The 17,609-nt window shown below is 66.9% G+C and carries 18 protein-coding genes; 10 read left to right on the forward strand and 8 right to left on the reverse strand.

Going from position 1 to position 17,609, the window contains the following annotated elements:
- Positions 1 to 120 precede the first annotated feature (120 nt).
- Entirely contained in the window at positions 121 to 645 is a 525-nt protein-coding gene (locus tag H7X47_RS08315; protein ID WP_193368187.1) for a hypothetical protein, read from the forward strand.
- A 31-nt stretch (positions 646 to 676) separates the two neighbouring features.
- On the opposite strand, the gene H7X47_RS08320 is transcribed toward H7X47_RS08315, so the two are convergent.
- Positions 677 to 1,570, reverse strand: a complete 894-nt coding sequence (locus tag H7X47_RS08320) for a transcriptional regulator GcvA (protein WP_193368188.1) — start codon at positions 1,568 to 1,570, stop codon at positions 677 to 679.
- Positions 1,571 to 1,709: 139 nt separating this feature from the next.
- On the opposite strand from H7X47_RS08320, the gene H7X47_RS08325 reads away from it, so the two are divergent.
- Positions 1,710 to 1,961 carry a hypothetical protein gene (locus H7X47_RS08325; RefSeq protein WP_193368189.1) on the forward strand — a complete coding sequence of 84 codons (252 nt, stop codon included), beginning with the start codon at positions 1,710 to 1,712 and terminating at the stop codon, positions 1,959 to 1,961.
- Positions 1,962 to 1,998: 37 nt separating this feature from the next.
- Complete coding sequence (locus H7X47_RS08330) at positions 1,999 to 2,250, forward strand: DUF1127 domain-containing protein (protein WP_227010305.1); 252 nt, start codon at positions 1,999 to 2,001, stop codon at positions 2,248 to 2,250.
- Between the two features lie 92 nt (positions 2,251 to 2,342).
- Here H7X47_RS08330 and H7X47_RS08335 read toward each other — a convergent pair whose 3' ends face one another.
- The 5 genes from H7X47_RS08335 to H7X47_RS08355 all read right to left on the reverse strand — a co-directional run bounded on the left by H7X47_RS08335 (position 2,343) and on the right by H7X47_RS08355 (position 7,834).
- Positions 2,343 to 3,032 carry a glutamine amidotransferase-related protein gene (locus tag H7X47_RS08335; protein WP_193368190.1) on the reverse strand — a complete coding sequence of 230 codons (690 nt, stop codon included), beginning with the start codon at positions 3,030 to 3,032 and terminating at the stop codon, positions 2,343 to 2,345.
- Between the two features lie 45 nt (positions 3,033 to 3,077).
- Positions 3,078 to 3,776 carry a hypothetical protein gene (locus H7X47_RS08340; protein ID WP_227010306.1) on the reverse strand — a complete coding sequence of 233 codons (699 nt, stop codon included), beginning with the start codon at positions 3,774 to 3,776 and terminating at the stop codon, positions 3,078 to 3,080.
- Positions 3,773 to 4,327, reverse strand: a complete 555-nt coding sequence (locus H7X47_RS08345; RefSeq protein WP_193368191.1) for a YcgN family cysteine cluster protein — start codon at positions 4,325 to 4,327, stop codon at positions 3,773 to 3,775. Before H7X47_RS08345 ends, H7X47_RS08340 begins: the two co-directional genes overlap by 4 nt.
- A 67-nt stretch (positions 4,328 to 4,394) precedes the next feature.
- Positions 4,395 to 5,912, reverse strand: a complete 1,518-nt coding sequence (locus H7X47_RS08350) for a trimethylamine methyltransferase family protein (RefSeq protein ID WP_193368192.1) — start codon at positions 5,910 to 5,912, stop codon at positions 4,395 to 4,397.
- 224 nt (positions 5,913 to 6,136) lie between these two features.
- Positions 6,137 to 7,834 (reverse strand): methyl-accepting chemotaxis protein, encoded by a 1,698-nt coding sequence (locus H7X47_RS08355; RefSeq protein WP_193368193.1) that lies wholly within the window; start codon positions 7,832 to 7,834, stop codon positions 6,137 to 6,139.
- A 304-nt stretch (positions 7,835 to 8,138) separates the two neighbouring features.
- On the opposite strand from H7X47_RS08355, the gene hutH reads away from it, so the two are divergent.
- Both hutH and H7X47_RS08365 read left to right on the forward strand, forming a co-directional pair.
- A complete protein-coding gene (gene hutH / locus H7X47_RS08360; RefSeq protein ID WP_193368194.1) occupies positions 8,139 to 9,704 on the forward strand; it encodes a histidine ammonia-lyase in 1,566 nt (521 codons plus the stop codon).
- 185 nt (positions 9,705 to 9,889) lie between these two features.
- Positions 9,890 to 10,327, forward strand: a complete 438-nt coding sequence (locus H7X47_RS08365; protein ID WP_319633561.1) for a MarR family winged helix-turn-helix transcriptional regulator — start codon at positions 9,890 to 9,892, stop codon at positions 10,325 to 10,327.
- Positions 10,328 to 10,463: 136 nt separating this feature from the next.
- Here H7X47_RS08365 and H7X47_RS08370 read toward each other — a convergent pair whose 3' ends face one another.
- Both H7X47_RS08370 and H7X47_RS08375 read right to left on the reverse strand, forming a co-directional pair.
- The gene (locus H7X47_RS08370) at positions 10,464 to 11,480 is read right to left on the reverse strand and encodes a 2-oxoacid:ferredoxin oxidoreductase subunit beta (protein ID WP_193368195.1); all 1,017 of its coding nucleotides are present in this window, start codon (positions 11,478 to 11,480) and stop codon (positions 10,464 to 10,466) included.
- A gap of 1 nt (position 11,481) precedes the next feature.
- Positions 11,482 to 13,350: a 2-oxoacid:acceptor oxidoreductase subunit alpha gene (locus tag H7X47_RS08375; protein WP_193368196.1), complete on the reverse strand. Its 1,869-nt coding sequence runs from the start codon at positions 13,348 to 13,350 to the stop codon at positions 11,482 to 11,484.
- A gap of 500 nt (positions 13,351 to 13,850) precedes the next feature.
- Between H7X47_RS08375 and H7X47_RS08380 the strand changes: the two genes are divergently transcribed.
- The 5 genes from H7X47_RS08380 to H7X47_RS08400 form a co-directional block, all read left to right on the forward strand.
- Entirely contained in the window at positions 13,851 to 14,552 is a 702-nt protein-coding gene (locus H7X47_RS08380) for a corrinoid protein (protein WP_193368197.1), read from the forward strand.
- 34 nt (positions 14,553 to 14,586) lie between these two features.
- A complete protein-coding gene (locus H7X47_RS08385; protein ID WP_193368198.1) occupies positions 14,587 to 15,264 on the forward strand; it encodes a DUF1638 domain-containing protein in 678 nt (225 codons plus the stop codon).
- Positions 15,252 to 15,569: a virulence factor gene (locus tag H7X47_RS08390; protein WP_193368199.1), complete on the forward strand. Its 318-nt coding sequence runs from the start codon at positions 15,252 to 15,254 to the stop codon at positions 15,567 to 15,569. Before H7X47_RS08385 ends, H7X47_RS08390 begins: the two co-directional genes overlap by 13 nt.
- 22 nt (positions 15,570 to 15,591) lie before the next feature.
- Positions 15,592 to 16,539, forward strand: coding sequence for a methylenetetrahydrofolate reductase (locus H7X47_RS08395; RefSeq protein WP_227010307.1), 948 nt, complete (start codon positions 15,592 to 15,594; stop codon positions 16,537 to 16,539).
- A gap of 159 nt (positions 16,540 to 16,698) precedes the next feature.
- A partial coding sequence (locus tag H7X47_RS08400) for a methyltetrahydrofolate cobalamin methyltransferase (protein ID WP_193368200.1) occupies positions 16,699 to 17,609 on the forward strand: 911 nt, incomplete at its 3' end.

Raw genomic sequence — 17,609 nt, forward strand, 5'->3', positions numbered from 1 at the left:
GTCACAAAAATGACTCACCACACAAATCGCCTCACCCCTAATGTGAACTCGACGCTGGCGTTTTTCCGTACTGCGGGATCGTCCCAGCGAAAGAGACGGACCTTTCTAAGGAGACGCCAATTGCGCCCGATCAAAGCGATTGCAACCTGTGCCGTGACCACGATGGCGATGGTCTTCTCCGTACAGCAGGGCGCAAACGGCCCTCTCGTCACCTACAAACTGGAAGTTCCCAAGACCGTTGAAGCAGCCGAGCCGCCCAAGGCGGGGGTGCCACTTTCCGCGGTGACGCGCGACATGGATGCCGTCCGCTTGCCGGATGATGTCGCGCCTCTGCAGGCCATCGCGCCCGCCGAGCCCAAGATGAGCCCCCTTCAGCCCACGGCCCTCGGCACCGTGACCCTGCCGGCCGACCGCGCCGCGGCGACCGCCCCGCGCCCGGCACCGCAGCCCGCCGCCGTCCCCTTGCGCGTGCCGAACCGGCAAGCCATCTTCCAGATCGTCTCCGACTATGACAGTGATGGAGAGATCATGGTCAACGAGAGGACCGGCGAGCGGATCACGCTGGAGGCCGTCAACGACGAGGTCCGCTGGCGCCGCGAGACCGCGCAAAGGCTCCGCAACCACCCCTTCGCCCCGCGCTTCTGATCGGTGGTTCGCGGCGGGCGGACCGCACGGCTCACGCCTTCTCGGCGCCGACTTCTTCCAGAATAAACTCGCGGAATACGCGGACCTTCTCGCGCTCCAGCGCGCCCGGCAGATAGACCAGGTGATAGCCGAGATCGGTCAGCATCAGGATGTCGAAGGGGGACACCAGCCTCCCCTCCGCGATGTCGCGCTTCAGCATGCTCGGCTTGCCCAGCGCGACGCCCCCGCCGTCGATCGCGGTCTGCACCAGCACAGTCCAATCATCCAGGATCGGGCCGCGGCGCGAGTTCACGTCCTTCACCCCCGCCGTCGCCAGCCACTGGGTCCAGCCGTCGTAGTCGTCCTCGTGCAGCAAGGTGTGATGCTTCAGGTCATCGGGGCATCGCAAGGGATGCTTGCCCTCCAGGAGGGCGGGACTGCACACCGGCGTATAGTCGACCCGCATGATGCACTCTGTCTCCAGCCCCTCCCAGCGGCCCGCGCCGAAGCGCACGGCGATGTCGACGTCGTCATTTCTGAGGTCGCAGACCTGGATGGAGTGATGCACCCGTAAATCGATGTCAGGGTGCTTTTCCCAGAACTTGGGCAGACGGTAGACCAGCCACTTGGCACCGAAGGCCGGCGTGACGGAAACCGTCAGGGTGTGCGAATCGCCTCTGTCGCGCAGATCGCCCGCCGTCTCGGCGATGCGCGTGAAGGCCTCGCTGACCACCGGAAACAGCACCCGCCCCTGCTCGGTCAGCGCCAGCTTGCGGGTCATGCGCTTGAACAGCGAATAGCCGAGGTGTTCCTCCAGCGCCTTGACCTGGTGGCTGACAGCGGCCTGGGTGACATGCAACTCGTCGGCCGCCTTGGTGAAGCTGAGATGCCGCGCGCCGGCCTCGAAGGCCCGCAAAGCGTTCAAAGGCGGGAGTTTCACGGGCATCTCGAATACCTTAGTTCAGCTAATCCATAGGATGAGAAAGCATCGTTTGTCCGGTGACCGGACATCCGTATCTTATTCACAGACGCGGCGCTTTCAAGGGTGTCGCAGCAATCCACCCCTCAAACGAATGAGAATTACTATGTCATACATTCTCTATAGCTCCATCGCCCGCGCCGGGGGTATCGACCTGCTGCTGGGCACCGAAGCGGTCTCCCACGCGCCCCTGGACCCCGCCCTGCGCCGCCGGCGCGCCAACAAGCTCCGCCGCCTGCGCCGGCACAGCGGCCAGGCCCTGATCCGTCTCGGCACGGCCATGACCGACTGGGGCAAGCGCCTGGCACCGGCGAGCTGTCCGGTGACCTCCCCGACCCTGAAGCTGGCAGCGGACTGATCCCCGTCGCCTCAAGCCACGAAGTGGAGCCAAACCGATGTCGATCTGCGTTCGCGAATCTCCCGCCGCATCCAGCATCCCCCGTGCCCTCGCCGCGACCCGGCGCGCCGCCGCCGGCCTTGTGCAGCACCACACGCTCGGCCGGCTCCGGCATCTGCTGACCACCTGGCGGGCCCGGCAGCGCGACCGCGGGGATTTACGCCGCTTGCCCGACTATCTGCTGCGGGACATCGGCCTGGACGTCGACGAAACACGCCAGGAGAGCCGCAAGACATTCTGGCAGACCTAGGCCCCGAGCCAACTTGTGTGATTTTCAGCTGCGCCTCAGGGCCGGCCGATTCCGCCCCCCGGAAGAGGCCGGCCCTCTTTTTTTGAGTGCCGTCAGCGCAGCCAGTCGACAAGGAAGCGGCGCAGCCAGGCTTCCATGGGCGCATCGAAGCGCGCGCTGTCGGCGAGTTGCACTTCGCTGGGGTGAGCGCCCGGCTCCTCCAGCATGTGGCCGGCCTCGCGCATCCAGCGCTGCATCACCTCGCGCGAGACCTCCGGATGAAACTGAATACCGAAGGCCTTCTCACCATAGCGGAAGGCCTGATTGGGAAAGACCGGGCCGGCGGCCAGCAGCTCGGCGCTGGCCGGCACGTCGAAACCTTCATTGTGCCAGTGGTAAACGTGCATGGCTTCGCCCATGAAATCCTGCGCCGCCGGCGTCGGCTCGATCTTCACGTAGCCGATTTCGTGCAGGCCCTCCTCGTGGCGGCTGACCGGCGCGCCCAGCGCCCGCGCCAGCATCTGGGCGCCCAGGCAGATGCCCAGAAAAGGGCGGCCGCTCTCCGCCCACTGGCCGATCCAGTCGATCTCCTGGCGGATGTAGGCCTTGGTCTCGGCCTCGTTGACGCTCTCCGCGCCGCCGTAAACCACCACTGCGCTGTGGCCGTTGTCGACCGGCGGCAGGCTGTCGCCCTTGCCCGGCGAGCACCATTCGGTGTCGTAGCCCATCTCGCGCAGCATCGCCGAGGCGCGGTCGTCGCGCCGGCCCACGGGGTGATCGATCAACAGGATTGACGGCTTCATGGCAACTCCGAAAGACAAGCCACTCTTTCCAAAGGCCCCTTCTATTTAAGGACGGCGGGCGTTAACAAAAGCCTCCATGTGGAGGCGCATCTGCGCCGCCGGGTAACGGTAGGCCCGCCCTACCGGACAGGCCCGCCGCGCCCGGCAGCCCAGGTCCAGGCAATCGGCCCCGGCCGGCGCGGCGACATGCTCCGCGCAAGCCGTAACCTCGTAGCCCGCGGCTGTAAAGGCGCCGACCGGACAGGCGGACAGGCAGGGCCGCCCGGCGCAGCTTTCGCAAGGGCTGGGCCTGTCGTCGTGGACCGGCAGCTCCAGCACCTCGGGCAGGGCGATGGCGCCGCGGTAGGCGTGCCAGAGGCCGTAGTCGGGATGGATCAGCATGCCCAGCGGCGACGGCGCCACCGCCTCGGCGCGCTGCGCCCAGCGCAGGAAGGGCCGGTAGGGCGGGCCGCCGAAGGGAAAGAGCGCCAGGCCGCCGGCCTCCTGCGCCAGGGCGCCGATGACCCTTTCACTCCAGCGGTTCAGGGGATCGGGCCGCCCGTCCCGCGCCTCCGGCGCCGCCTGGAACCGCGGCCAGAATCCGTCGCCGTGGTTGCCGAGCAACACCAGGGTGCGGCTCTCCCGCCCGTCAGGCAGGGACGGCACTTCGTCGTCGGGGGCGCAGTGGAAGGCGCCGCGCAGGATCAGGCCCTGCGGCCCCGCCGCCGTCTCGATCCGCGCCAGGATGCCGCCGGCAGCCGTCAAGCGCCCGCCTCGTCCGCCAGCGCCTCGTCCGCCAGCGCCTCGTCCGCCAGCGCCTCGTCGTCCAGAGCGGAGGCGTCCACGCAGGCCTCCTCGGAGGTCGGCCAGTCGACGATGTGGTCCTCCAGCTCCGCATCCGGCACCGTGTTCTCGCAGACCGCGCGCCCGCGCACCGAGATGCCCGCCCAGTGCACGCTTTCCGGATCGCCAGTCACCAGCGGGTGCCACCAGGGCAGCCCCCGCCCCTCCGCCAGGCGGCGGTAGGCGCAGGTCGGCGGCATGAAGCCGAGCTCGCCGACGTTCTCGGCCGAGAGCTGCACGCAGTCGGGCACCACCTTGCTGCGGTTGGCGTAGTCGGCGCAGCGGCAGGTCTGCCGGTCCAGCAGGTGGCAGGCGACGTCGGTATGGGCGAAGGAGCCGTCGTCCGGGTCCTCCAGCTTGATGAGGCAGCAACGCCCGCAACCGTCGCAGAGGGACTCCCACTCGGCGGCGGTCATTTCGGTCAGGGACTTTGCTTCCCAGAAGGGGCGGTCATCGGAAGGGCGTTGGGTCATGCCCGCGAGTCTAGCGGCCGAGACGGGGGCTTCCAAGCGCCCTGACGCCAAGGTCACCACGGCGGCCTCAGGCCGCCGGACGCATGGAGTTGCGCGGCAGCAGGATATCGAAGCGGCGGCGGATCTCCGCGTCCAGACCGTCCGGAATGACCTCGGGCCAATGCTCGGCCAGGACCTTGCGGGCCTGGTCGCGCGCCGCCTCGCGGATATCGCGGGCGCCCTTCATCTCCCAGTCGTCGCGGCTGTCGCGGTTCAGCAGGCTGGGATAGAGGTACTCGCTGTTCATGAGGGACAGGGTCTGCGGGTGGCCGAGGAAGTGGCCCGGCCCCTTGCAAACCTCGTCGATCACGTCCAGCGACAGCGACTCCTCCGTCACCTCGATGCCCTTGAGCATACGCATGATCTCGCCGTTGACGTCGTTGTCGATCACGTACTGCTCGTAGGCGACGGTCAACAGGCTCTCCAGGAAACCGGCGGAGTGGTGGATGTAGTTGGAGCCGGCCAGCGCCGCGGCCAGCCCGGTGATGCCCTTCTCCGCCCCGGCCTGGGCGTCGGGCACCTTGGAATCGGAGATGCCCGAGGAGTTGTAGATCGGCACCTCCAGGTGCTGCGCGATCTGGGCGCAGGCGGCGTTCAGCAGGGCGAATTCCGCCGAGCCGCCGACGAAGGCGCCGCTGCGCAGGTCTGCCTGGGCGGGCACGCAGCCCATGATCAGCGGGTGGCCCGGGTTCAGCAGGTTGACGTAGACGATGCCGGAGAGCTGCTCGGCGGTGATCTGCACCAGGGTGCCGGCCAGCGCCGCCGGCGAAGTGGCGCCGGCCTGGGGCGCCGAGGAAATCACCACCGGCATGTTGTAGGCGACGATCTGATCGAGGATCTCCACCGTCTCCATGGCGTAGCGCAGCGGGCTGACGGTCCAGCAGGCGGAGTAGGACATCAGCGGCCGGGCGTCGAGGGAATCCTTGCCGCCGGCCAGCATCTCGCCCAGCGCGCGCTGCTCGGCCACCTTCTCCGGCAGATAAGCGTTGGCCATGACGTGCTTCTCGGTCGCCGACAGACAGGCATAGAACTGGTTGATGTCGATCTGCTCGTTCGCCAGGTCGCGCGGCACCACCGGGCGCATGTAAAAGTGGATGTGTTCCAGCGTGTCGCAGAGGCGGCCGATGTCGTAGTTGTCGGAGAGCCGCGTCTCGCGCACCTTGCCGTCAAGGTCGAGGATCTTCACCGCCTGGCCGCCGGTGCCCATATAGACCCGCTGGCCGCCCAGGTGCAGGTCGTGCTGCGGGCTGCGTCCGGCCAGCAGCACCTCGCGCGCCGCCGTCTTCAACGCCTCTTCCACCAGCTTGCGGTGGATGTAGACACGGTTGTTGTCCTCGTCGATGCGGCAGCCGGCGGCGCGGAAGGTCTCGCGGCAGGGGCTCGCCGCCACCTGGATGCCGGTGCGCTCCAGCACTTCCATTGCCGCCTCGATGATGCGCGGCAGGTCGTCGGTCTTGAGGGGGCGGTAGCTGCCCCCGGAGAGGCCCGCCGGGGCCACCGAAGTCCTGGTGCGTTCCGCGCCGCGTCCGCGCCGGTTGCGTGCCATGCTGGCGTGCCTTTCCTAGATATCCGGGTGCCCGCCCAGGGGCGCCCTGCAGGGCCAAGGTTGCGCCCCAGGCGGTCGCAGGCTGTCCCGCATCCGACAAAAACTGTCGCAGGACGCAGGCCGTAGCCGACAACGAAGAAGGGCCCCGCCCCGACTGCCAAGGCAGCCGGAGACGGGACCCCTTTTTCGCGATAGAGCGGAGGCCGGAGCGCCCGCCCTTTTACCTAGGCCACGCGGATCTGGGCGATGAACTGATCGACTTCCTTGCGCAGGCTCTCGGACTGCTCGGCGAGATGCCCCGCCGCGTCCAGAACCTGGCCGGCCGACCCGCCGGTCTCCGCCGCGGTCTTGGAAACCGAGGCTACGTTGCTCGCCACCTTCTGCGTGCCGGCGGAGGCTTCCTGGACGTTGCGCGCAATCTCCTGCGTCGCCGCGCCCTGTTCCTCCACCGCCGCGGAAATGCTGCTGGCGATGTCGTTGATTTCCTCGACCGTCTCGCCGATCGACTTGATCGCCGAGGCCGCGTCGGTGGTGGAGCTCTGGATCTCGCTGATCTGCTGCGAGATCTCCTCGGTCGCCTTGGCGGTCTGGGTGGCCAGGGACTTCACCTCGTTGGCCACCACCGCGAAGCCCTTGCCCGCCTCGCCGGCGCGCGCCGCCTCGATGGTGGCATTGAGGGCCAGCAGGTTGGTCTGCTCGGCGATGTCCTGGATCAGCTTCACGACGTCGCCGATCTTCTGCGCCGCCTCGACCAGGCCTTCGACCTTGCCGTTGGTGGCGCGGGCGTTCTCGACCGCCTTGTTGGCGGTCTGCGAGGAGCGGTTGACCTGGCGGCCGATCTCCTCGATGGACGACGACAGCTCCTCGGCCGCGGTGGCGACCGTCTGCACGTTGCCGGAGGCGTCCTCGGAGGCGTTGGCGGCGGAGCCGGCCTGCTCCTCCGTCTGGCTGGCGGCGGCGGACATCGACTTGGCCGTCGCCTGCATCTCCGTCGCGGTGTGGGACAGCGATTCGACCACCGACTTCACGCTGGCTTCGAAGTCGTCGGCCACCTTCTGCATGGCCTGACGCTTCTCCTGCTCGGCGCGCTGGGAGGCGAGCTTGTTCTCTTCCTCAAGACGCTTCTGCTCGACGGCGTTGTTCTTGAAGACCTCGACCGCGCCGGCCATCTCGCCGATCTCGTCGCTGCGGCCAACGCCGGGAATGGCGGCCTGCAGGTCGCCGGCGGCCAGGGCGCGCATGGCTTCGCTCATGCCGTTGATCGGCTTGGTGATGCTGCGCGCGATGAAGAAGGAGATGACGCCCATGATCAGCAGCACCGCGGCGATGATGCCGCCCTCGAACTTCGCCTGCTGCCAGAAGACCGTGTTGAGGTCGTCGATGTAGACACCGCTGCCGATGATCCAGCCCCAGGGCGCGAAGCCCTTCACGAAAGACTCCTTGGGGATCGGTTGTTCCTCATTTCCCCGGGGCCAAAGATAGCTGACAAAACCAGCCTGCTGCGCGTTCACTACCTTCACGAAGTCCACGAAGAGCAATTTACCCGCCGGGTCCTTAAACTTGGAAAGATCCTTCCCGACCAGCTGCGGCTTGAATGGATGCATGACCATCGCCGGCTGCATGTCGTTGATCCAGAAGTATTCGGCACCGTTGTAGCGCATGGCCCCAATGGCGGCGAGGGCGGCGCTCTGCGCCTCCTCCTCGGACATCTCACCGGCCTCGGCGCGCTTGTGATAGCCCTCGGCGATCGCCGTCGCGCTCTCGACAAGCTGGCGCAGTTCGTTGCGCTTCTGCTCGACCAGATCAACATCGAGCTGATAAAGCCGGAACCCGGTGACCGCGATCATGCCCAGCGCCGCGAGCGCGATGAGCAAAAAGACGCGATGCGAAATTCCGAAAGACTTCAAAGATTTAAGCGACATTGCCGGATCTCTTCTTCTACCGTATGGGTTAGAATTTCCGGCAAGCTACTGAGAATCGTTTAAGCATTAGTTTCAAATACGCTCAGGACAGGCATTTAGTCGTCCAAACTAGCTGTATGAACACCTGGAATTCATCTATAGGATGTATTTACACCTTTCGCGCAACTTCGCGCGCCGGCATTCGACCGGCACCGCCCGCGCCTGAAATCCGGCGGCAAACCCTGCCGCACCTCTTCCAGGGAGCCCGAAAGGGTGCTACACAGAGGCCTGAAGTTGTATATACAACTTTGTTCTGGAGGCAGGCGTGACAGGGGATTCCTTCATCTTAAAGGCCGGGCGGCTGACGCTCGCGGAGCTGCACCGCTTCTGGCGCGGCCCGCAGAAGATCACCCTCGACCCGGCCGGCTACGACGCGCTCGACCGCTCGGCGGCAACCGTGGCGGCGGTGGTGGCCGAGGGCCGCAGGGTCTACGGCATCACCACCGGCTTCGGCAGCCTGGCGCGCCAGACGATCTCCGCCGACCAGGTCGCCGAACTGCAGACCCGCCTCGTCCTCTCGCACAGCTGCGGCGTCGGCGCGCCGCTGGAAGAGCGCGTGGTGCGCCTCGTCCTGCTGCTGAAGATCAACGCCCTCTCCCGCGGCCACTCGGGCATCCGCCGCGATGTCGTCGACCGCCTGATCCGGCTGCTCAACGACGAACTCTATCCCGTCATCCCGTCTCAGGGATCGGTGGGCGCTTCGGGCGATCTGGCTCCCCTGGCACATCTCTCCGCAGTGCTGCTGGGACACGGCGAGATCACCCACAAGGGCCGGCGGCGCCCGGCCGCGGAAGTGCTGGCCGAGTACGGCATCGAGCCCATCGAACTGGCCGCCAAGGAAGGCCTGGCGCTGCTGAACGGCACCCAGGTATCGACGGCCTTGGCGTTGCACGGGCTGTTCTGCACCGGCGACGCCTTCGGCGCGGCGCTGACCGCCGGTGCCCTCTCCGTCGACGCGGCCTTGGGCAGCGATACGCCCTTCGACCCGCGCATTCATGAACTGCGCGGCCACCCGGGGCAGATCGCGGTGGCCGGCTGGCTGCGCGCGCTGCTGGCCGGCAGCGAGATCCGGCAGTCCCATCTGGACTGCGACCGGGTGCAGGACCCCTACTCCCTGCGCTGCCAGCCGCAGGTCATGGGCGCTGCCCTGGACCTGCTGCGCAACGCCGCCACGACGCTGCGGCGCGAAGCCAACGCCGTCTCCGACAATCCGCTGGTCTTTCCCGGCGACGGCCCGAATGGGGGAGACGTGCTTTCCGGCGGCAACTTCCACGCCGAGCCGGTGGCCTTCGCCGCCGACACCATCGCCCTGGCCCTGGCCGAGATCGGCGCCCTCTCGGAACGCCGCATCGCCATGCTGACCGACGCCACCATGAGCGCCCTGCCGCCTTTCCTGGTGGCCGAGCCGGGGCTCAATTCCGGCTTCATGATCGCCCACGTGACGGCGGCCGCCCTGGCCGCCGAGAACAAGCAGCTCAGCCACCCGGCCAGCGTCGACAGCCTGCCCACCTCGGCCAACCAGGAAGACCACGTCTCCATGGCCACCCACGGCGCCCGGCGCCTCGCCCAGATGGCCGCCAACAGCGCGCGCATCGTCGCTGTCGAACTGCTGGCTGGCGGCCAGGGCATCGACCTGCGCCGCCCCTTGGCGACTTCGCCCGGGCTAAATCGAGCGATGGTTGCAATTCGCGACTGTGCCGCTTTTCTGGACCACGACCGGGCCCTGTCCGGCGACATCGAGAAGGTGGCGCAGATGGTGGAGGACGGCCGGTTTTCCGGCGTTTTTCATGGCCTTGCGGAAGACACCGCCTGGTTTAGCGGCGATTTGTGAGCAGGTGCAGCATAGCTGCTGGACGCCGTGATTGAGACTGCTGTATATTCACTTACGGCAGAGGACTTGTTGGCCCTCAAAGGACCCGCATAAATGACGGGCCGGGGCCTGCTTCCATAGAGTTTTAGACCACCGTGAGGGTGACCAACTTGTCCTGCACTCCAGAGAAAATTTCCGCTCTTCCCGTGTCCGCCAGCCTGCCCGAGGCCGAAGGCTTCGTCCTCGACGAGCAGGTCGCACACCTGATGCGGCGCGCCCATCAGCGGGCTTCCGCCCTGTTCCTGACAGTCCTGGCCGACGCACAGCTGACGCCGACGCAGTTCTTCGCCATGGCCCGGCTGCACGAGATGGGCAAGCTGTCGCAGAACCGGCTTGGCCGCCTGGCGGCCATGGACCCGGCAACCATCCAGGGTGTCATTCGCCGCCTGCACGAGCGCGGCTACATCGAGCGGCTGGCCGACCCGACGGACCGCCGCCGCATGGTCTTGAGTCTTTCGCCGCTGGGACAGGAGACGGTGGTGCGCCTGCTGGGAGACGCCAACCGGATCGGCGACGAGATCGTCGCGCCGCTCAATCCGGATGAGCGGGAGATGTTTGTCAGCCTGCTGAAGAGACTGGTCTGATCAGGCGACGGCGCTCAACCTGCCGAACATAAAGACGCGCAAGGTTGGCGCGAAGGCCGGCTGCTGCAAAGCGGCCGGCCTTTGTGCGTTCTTGGGTGGAAATCTTCTGGCGACCGCGTCTCGGAACCCCGTTGCTTCAGGACACCGTCCAGGTGTGCCCCTTGTGCAGCAACTCAGCGAGGTCCGAGGGGTGTGACTTCCGCGCCGCCGCGACCTCGTCGGTGACGCTGGTCTCGTAGCTGCGCGTCGGATCGCAATAGAGCACACCGAGGGCGACGGGCATATGCGGCGGCTGCAGCGCCGCCAGCATGCCGGCCATCACCCGGTCGGTTTCGTCATGCACCAGGATGTCGGCCTCGGTCACGCCGTTCTCGCCCAGGCGCACCACCTCGAGCACCAGCTTGCCTTCCGCCAGCCGCAGCCCCTTGTCGTTCTCCTTGCCGAAGATCACGGGCTTGCCGTGCTCCAGCAGCACCTGCCTGTCCGCGGCCACGGCGCGCTCGGTGAAGCCGTCGAAGGCGCCGTCGTTATAGACGATGCAGTTCTGGAAAATCTCCACCAGGGAGGTGCCCTTGTGGGCCTTAGCGCGCTTCAGTATCTCCGGCAGGTGCTTCTGCTGGGTGTCGACCGAGCGCGCGAAAAATCGCGCGCCGGCGCCCAGCGCGAAGGCTCCGGCGGAGACCGGCGTATCGATGGAGCCGCCCGGAGTCGAGGGCGAGCGCGTACCGACCCGCGAGGTCGGCGAGTACTGGCCCTTGGTCAGGCCGTAGATCTCGTTGTTGAACAGCAGGATCTGCAGGTCGACGTTGCGGCGCAGGGCGTGCAGCAGGTGGTTGCCGCCGATCGAGAGCGCATCGCCGTCGCCGGAGACGACCCAGACGTCGAGCTCCGGGTTGGTCAGCTTCACGCCGGTCGCGATGGCCGGCGCGCGACCATGAATGGTGTGGAAACCGTAGGTCGACATGTAATAGGGAAAGCGCGCAGCGCAGCCGATGCCGGAGATGAAGACGGTCTTCGCGGTATCGGCCTGCAGTTCGGCCAGGGTCTTCTGTACCGCCTTCAGGATGGCGTAGTCGCCGCAGCCCGGGCACCAGCGCACTTCCTGGTCGGAGGCGTAGTCCTTGGCGGTCAAGGCAGGGCTCTGAACGTTCATCTTAGTCCTCCAGTCGGGCGCGGATCGCCGCCTCGATCTCGGAAATCTTGAAGGGCTTGCCGGTCACCTTGCTGAGACTCTCGGCGGGCACCAGGTATTCGCCGCGCAGCAGGGTGACCAGCTGTCCGTCGTTCATCTCCGGCACCAGGATCTTGTCGAAGCCGCGCAGCAGCGCCTCCAGGTTCTGCGGCAGCGGCCAGATGTGGCGCAGGTGCAGGTGGGCGACCGGCAGCCCCTCGCTGCGCAGGTTGTCGACGGCGCGGCTGATCGGCCCGTAGGTCGAGCCCCAGCCGACCACCACCAGCTTGTCGTCCGCCCCGCCGGCCTCGAAAGCCTGCGGCGGCACGTCCTTGGCGACGCCCAGCACCTTGTTGCGGCGCAGGTCCGTCATGAGCTGGTGGTTGGCCGGATCGTAGGAGATGTTGCCGCTGTCGCTGGCCTTTTCGATGCCGCCGATGCGGTGCTCCAGGCCCGGCGTGCCGGGCACCGCCCAGCTGCGCGACAAGGTCTCCGGGTCACGCTTGAAGGGGTGGAAGCCCTCCGGATCCGTCTCGAAGGCCACCGGGAAGCGCGGCAGGCTGTCGGCCTCCGGCAGGTGCCAGGGCTCGGCGGCGTTGGCGATGTAGCCGTCGCTCAGCAGGATCACCGGCGTCATGTACTTGGTGGCGATGCGGACGGCCTCGATGGCGACATCGAAGCAGTCGGCCGGCGAGCGCGCGGCCAGCACCACCAGCGGCGCGTCGCCGTTGCGCCCGAAGACCGACTGATAGAGGTCGGACTGCTCGGTCTTGGTCGGCATGCCCGTCGAGGGCCCGGCGCGTTGCGAGTTCACGATCACCAGCGGCAGCTCTGCGGAGATGGCAAGCCCGACGGCCTCCATCTTCAGCGCCACGCCGGGGCCGGAGCTGGAGGTGACGCCGACACCACCGGCATAGGAAGCGCCGATGGCCGCGCAGACCGCGGCGATCTCGTCCTCGGCCTGAAAGGTCACCACGCCGTAGTCCTTGAGATCTGCAAGGGCGTGCAGCACCGAGGACGCCGGCGTGATGGGGTAGGAGCAGAACACCAGCTTCAGCTCCGCGCCCTTGGCGCCGGCGACGAGGCCCCAGGACAGCGCCTCGGCGCCGGTGACGTTGCGGTAGAGACCCGGCGCGATCTCGGCCGGCGGCACGGAGAAAGCGGCCAGGTCCTCGCCCACCTCGGCGGTCTCGCCGAAGGCGTGGCCGGCGTTCAAAGCGGCGATGTTGGCGTGGGCGATTTCCGTGCGGCGGCGGAACTTCTCGTTCAGCCAGTCGACGGTCGCCTGGCGGTCGCGCCCGAACATCCAGTAGATCAGGCCCAGCGCCCACATGTTCTTGCAGCGCAGGGATTCCTTCTTGGTCAGGCCGCAGTCCTTCAACGCGTCCTGCGTCATCTGCGACATGTCGACCTCGAAGACGCGGTAGTCCTTGAGGCTGCCGTCGCTGCGCGGATCGCTCTCGTAGCCGGCCTTGGTAAAGTTGCGCTCGTTGAAGGCGCCGGAGTCGAGGATCAGCAGGCCGTGCGGCTTCACGTCGACCAGGTTCACCTTCAGGGCCGCCGGGTTCATGGCGACCAGGACGTCGAGTTCGTCGCCGGAGGTCTTGATCACCCGGGCGCCGAAATTGATCTGGAAGGCGGAGACGCCGAAGGTGGTGCCGACGGGGGCGCGGATTTCCGCCGGGAAGTCGGGAAAGGTCGCCAGGTCGTTGCCCGCCAGGGCGGTCGAGAGCGTGAACTGGCTGCCGGTCAGCTGCATGCCGTCGCCGGAGTCTCCGGCAAAACGCACGACCGCAGAGTCGAGGACCCGGCGGCCGGAGGGGTCGGCCACTAGCGCCGTCGAACCTTCCATACCTCAAGAACCTTTCACTGAATAATGGCCAAGCCATCCTCTGCCCGCCACGGCATAGCGCGGAAGGCCGACTCAATGGCCGTGAATATGGCCCTCCCGAAACGGATTGCCAATGCGCCAGATCAAAAATACCCTAGTTCTTCGTAGAATATATTACAATCACAAACTTATTGTGTGTATTTGATCTGTGGCCACCGCGATTCGTTCGTATATTAACAAATGCGAAGCCTTCCGGGCGCAAGCTGATCGGATCGGCGCGGACATACCCGGCGCTTATGTCGGAAAGCGACCATTCCGGGCCCCCCGCCGACATGAGAAAGAGGTGCGCAAACGCTTGAGTTCCCGCCTGTTTCGGCTTTGTCGCGTTTCAGACACGATCAGTCGCCGCAGGCGTAGCCGCCGGGGCCCCGCTCAAGGGAAATGATCGCGGGGACCACTACTGCCCGGACCCCCGTCATATGGCTCTTTGGTCCGGGGCGTTTTTGCCGTGAGGAATGACAATGGCGGACGAAGACGATCTCGATCTCAGGACTCTTGACGACGACGAACTCGTCAAGCAGATGCACGACGACCTGTATGACGGCCTCAAGGAAGAGATTGAGGAAGCCGTCCATATCCTGCTCGAGCGCGGCTGGGCGCCCTACCGGATCCTGACCGAGGCCCTGGTCGAGGGCATGCGCATCGTCGGCATCGACTTCCGCGACGGCATCCTCTTCGTGCCGGAAGTGCTGCTGGCGGCCAACGCCATGAAGGGCGGCATGTTCATTCTGCGCCCCCTGCTGGCCGAGACCGGCGCGCCGAAGCTCGGCACCATGGTCATCGGCACGGTGAAGGGCGACATCCACGACATCGGCAAGAACCTCGTCTCCATGATGATGGAAGGCGCCGGCTTCGAGGTCATCGACCTGGGCATCAACAACCCGGTCGAGAACTACCTGGAGGCCCTGGAGGAGCATAAGCCCGACATCCTCGGCATGTCGGCCCTGCTGACCACCACCATGCCCTACATGAAGGTGGTCATCGACACCATGAAGGAAAAAGGCATCCGCGACGACTACGTGGTGCTGGTCGGCGGCGCGCCGCTGAACGAAGCCTTCGCCGAAGCCGTCGGCGCGGACGCCTATTGCCGCGACGCCGCCGTGGCGGTGGAAACGGCCAAGGACTTCATGAAGCGCCGTCACAACCAGCAAGGCGCCGCCTAGGGCGCCGCGGCGGGAACGCAGGAGCAAGAGCGCCATGGCGGCCCTCCAGCCCTCACCCGACCTGTCGGACAACGGCCCGCAGGAGCGCACGCTGCTCATCGCCTGCGGCGCGCTGGCACGCGAGATCGTCACCCTGATCCGCGTCAATGCCTGGCGCCATCTGACGGTGAGCTGCCTGCCGGCCTCCTGGCACAACACGCCGTCGAAGATCCCCGAGGGCGTGCGCCGGCGCATCCGCGAGGCTCGCGGACACTACGACCACATCCTGGTGCTCTACGGCGACTGCGGTACCGGCGGCGAGCTGGACGAGGTGCTGGCCGAGGAAGGCGTCGAGCGCATCCAGGGCCCGCACTGCTATTCCTTCTACGCCGGCAACGAGACCTTCGAGGCGATGCACGAGGAAGAGCCCGCGGCCTTCTACCTGACCGACTACCTGGTGCGCCACTTCGAGCGCCTGATCATCCAGGGCCTGGGGATCGACCGCCACCCGGAACTGCAGGAGATGTACTTCGGCAACTACCGGAAGCTGGTCTACCTGGCGCAGACCGAGGACGCCGGGCTGGTCGCTCGGGCCAAGGCCGCGGCGGAGCGCCTGGGCCTGGACTACGTCTACCGTTTCACCGGCTACGGCGGCCTGGGCCGCTTCATCGACCGGCGCATCGATCTGCCTGAGATCGAAGACTCTCCGGAGGTCGCGGCATGGCTCAGCTGACGGTCGTCTACTGGCGCGACATCCCCGCCCAGGTCATCGTCAAGGCCGGGCGTAAGAACGCGAAGGTGCAGCTCAGCGAGCGCTTCGAGAAGGCCATCGACCGCGCTGCCATGCGCGCCAAGATGAGCGGCAGCGACGCCTACCTGGAGCAGTGGCGCCGTGGCGCCCCGCAGGACTGCGGCGACGACCTGGAGGCCGAAGCCGATGCCGCGGCCATGCGCCTGGAAAACGACTACGACGACACCCGCCTGGCCCAGCTCATCGCCGCCGGCGGAGAGGACACCCTCGAACATTCCGCGTCATGACGCGCGCAGAAGGAAGACTGGAATGTATGCTGTGAGCAAGGCCATGCCGCTGGATGTAAGCGCCGAACAGACCAAGCAGCAGATCCTCGATCTGGTGCAGGACTTCACCGTGGAGACCACGCCCGGCTCGGCGGCCAAGACCCCCGACTACCGAGATCATCTGCGCCCCGGCTGCCGCGTCGCCGTGACCTTCCTGCCCGGTTCCGACTTCGCCGACACGGTGGCGACGGCCAAGCGCCTGCAGGAAGAAGGTTTCCAGCCCATGCCGCACTTCGCGGCCCGCTCCATTCCCAGCCGCGAGGCTTTGGAGGACTATCTCAAAGCGCTCTCCGACGTGACCGAACTGCGCCACGCGGTGGCGCTCGCCGGCGCCGTCGACCAGCCGCTCGGCCCCTTCGACAGCTCCATGGCGATCCTCGAGACCGGCCTCTTCGACAAGTACGGCGTCGAGACCATCGGCGTGGCCGGTCACCCGGAAGGCAGCCCCGATATCGCGCCGCCGGCGCTGAGCGAGGCGCTGGCCTGGAAGAACGCCTTCGCCGAGCGCAGCGACGCGAGCTTCTACATCGCCACCCAGTTCTGCTTCGAGGCGGCGCCGATCATCGCCTGGGACAAGGCAATGCAGGCCGAGGGCAACCGCCTGCCGATCCACATCGGCGTGCCGGGCCTGGCAACCCTCAAGACGCTGATCAACCACGCCAAGGCCTGCGGCGTCGGCCCCTCCATGCGCTTCCTGACCCGGCAGGCGCGCAACGTGGCCAAGCTGATGACGGTGAACACGCCCGACAAGCTGCTGCTGGAGCTCGCCCGCTACAAGGCGATGGACCCGGACTGCGGCATCGCCCGGCTGCACATCTATCCCCTGGGCGGCCTCAAGCGCTCGGCGGCCTGGACCTACGCGGTGGCCGACGGCGACTTCGAGATCAACGCCAAGGGCAACGGCTTCAAGGTGCTGCGCGAAATCGACTAGCACGACCGAATTACCCCTTAGGCTGCGCGAATAAGCCACTGCTGGTCGTCCCTGCGCCAGCCCCACGGCAGAGAAAGAGGGCAAATGCCGCCCATCGTATCTGGGCGCCCCGCCGTGGCCGAGCGGGCCGCGGCGCCGGCTGAAAAGGAGTAACTGAACATGGCACGCACGGTTGTCAGCTCGCATTCCCGGGAATTGGTGATCGGCTTCGACCAGCCGTTCTGCATCATCGGCGAACGCATCAACCCGACCGGGCGCAAGCTGCTGGCCGCCGAGATGGCCGCCGGCGACTTCAGCCGCGTCGAGGCCGACTGCCTGGCCCAGGTCGCCGCCGGGGCCCACATGCTGGACGTCAACGCCGGCATCCCGCTGGCCGACGAGCCGGCGATCCTGGCCAAGACGATCCAGCTGGTGCAGTCGCTGACCGACCTGCCGCTGTCCATCGACTCCTCCATCGTCGAGGCGCTGGAAGCCGGCCTCTCCGTCTACCAGGGCAAGGCCCTGGTCAACTCGGTCACCGGCGAGGACGAGCAGATGGAGCGCGTGCTGCCGCTGGTGAAGAAGCACGGCGCCGCCGTGGTCGCCATCTCCAACGACGAGACCGGCATCTCCGAAGACCCCGAGGTGCGCTACGCGGTCGCCAAGAAGATCGTCGAGCGCGCCGCCGACTACGGTATCCCCAAGGAGGACGTGGTGGTCGATCCCCTGGTCATGCCGATCGGTGCCATGGGCACCGCCGGCCGCCAGGCCTTCTCGATCATCCGCAAACTGCGTGAGGATCTCGGCGTCAACACCACCTGCGGCGCCTCCAACATCTCCTTCGGCCTGCCCAACCGCCACGCCATGAACGCCTTCTTCCTGGCCATGGCCTCCGGCGCGGGCATGACCTCGGCGATCATGAACCCGCTGCATGAGGAAGAGCTGACCGGCATCATGGCCGCCGACGTTCTGCTGAACGCCGACAAGGACTGCCGCGCCTGGATCAAGAAGTTCCGTGAGCCGGCGGCCGCCCGCGCCGGGGGTGAAGGGGGACGGCGCGCGCGGCGCCGACGGCCCGGATTGCCCGAGGG

It is taken from the genome of Pelagibius marinus (assembly GCF_014925385.1).
Taxonomy (GTDB): Bacteria; Pseudomonadota; Alphaproteobacteria; order Kiloniellales; family Kiloniellaceae; genus Pelagibius; species Pelagibius marinus.

Coding starts and splice junctions, on each gene's coding strand:
- H7X47_RS08320 (WP_193368188.1), bottom strand. CDS start 1,570: ATGCCCGTGAAACTCCCGCCTTTGAACGCTTTGCGGGCCTTCGAGGCC.
- H7X47_RS08380 (WP_193368197.1), top strand. CDS start 13,851: ATGGCGGACGAAGACGATCTCGATCTCAGGACTCTTGACGACGACGAA.
- H7X47_RS08350 (WP_193368192.1), bottom strand. CDS start 5,912: ATGGCACGCAACCGGCGCGGACGCGGCGCGGAACGCACCAGGACTTCG.
- H7X47_RS08325 (WP_193368189.1), top strand. CDS start 1,710: ATGTCATACATTCTCTATAGCTCCATCGCCCGCGCCGGGGGTATCGAC.
- H7X47_RS08385 (WP_193368198.1), top strand. CDS start 14,587: ATGGCGGCCCTCCAGCCCTCACCCGACCTGTCGGACAACGGCCCGCAG.
- H7X47_RS08375 (WP_193368196.1), bottom strand. CDS start 13,350: ATGGAAGGTTCGACGGCGCTAGTGGCCGACCCCTCCGGCCGCCGGGTC.
- H7X47_RS08345 (WP_193368191.1), bottom strand. CDS start 4,327: ATGACCCAACGCCCTTCCGATGACCGCCCCTTCTGGGAAGCAAAGTCC.
- H7X47_RS08370 (WP_193368195.1), bottom strand. CDS start 11,480: ATGAACGTTCAGAGCCCTGCCTTGACCGCCAAGGACTACGCCTCCGAC.
- H7X47_RS08355 (WP_193368193.1), bottom strand. CDS start 7,834: ATGTCGCTTAAATCTTTGAAGTCTTTCGGAATTTCGCATCGCGTCTTT.
- H7X47_RS08335 (WP_193368190.1), bottom strand. CDS start 3,032: ATGAAGCCGTCAATCCTGTTGATCGATCACCCCGTGGGCCGGCGCGAC.
- H7X47_RS08395 (WP_227010307.1), top strand. CDS start 15,592: ATGTATGCTGTGAGCAAGGCCATGCCGCTGGATGTAAGCGCCGAACAG.
- H7X47_RS08390 (WP_193368199.1), top strand. CDS start 15,252: ATGGCTCAGCTGACGGTCGTCTACTGGCGCGACATCCCCGCCCAGGTC.
- H7X47_RS08330 (WP_227010305.1), top strand. CDS start 1,999: ATGTCGATCTGCGTTCGCGAATCTCCCGCCGCATCCAGCATCCCCCGT.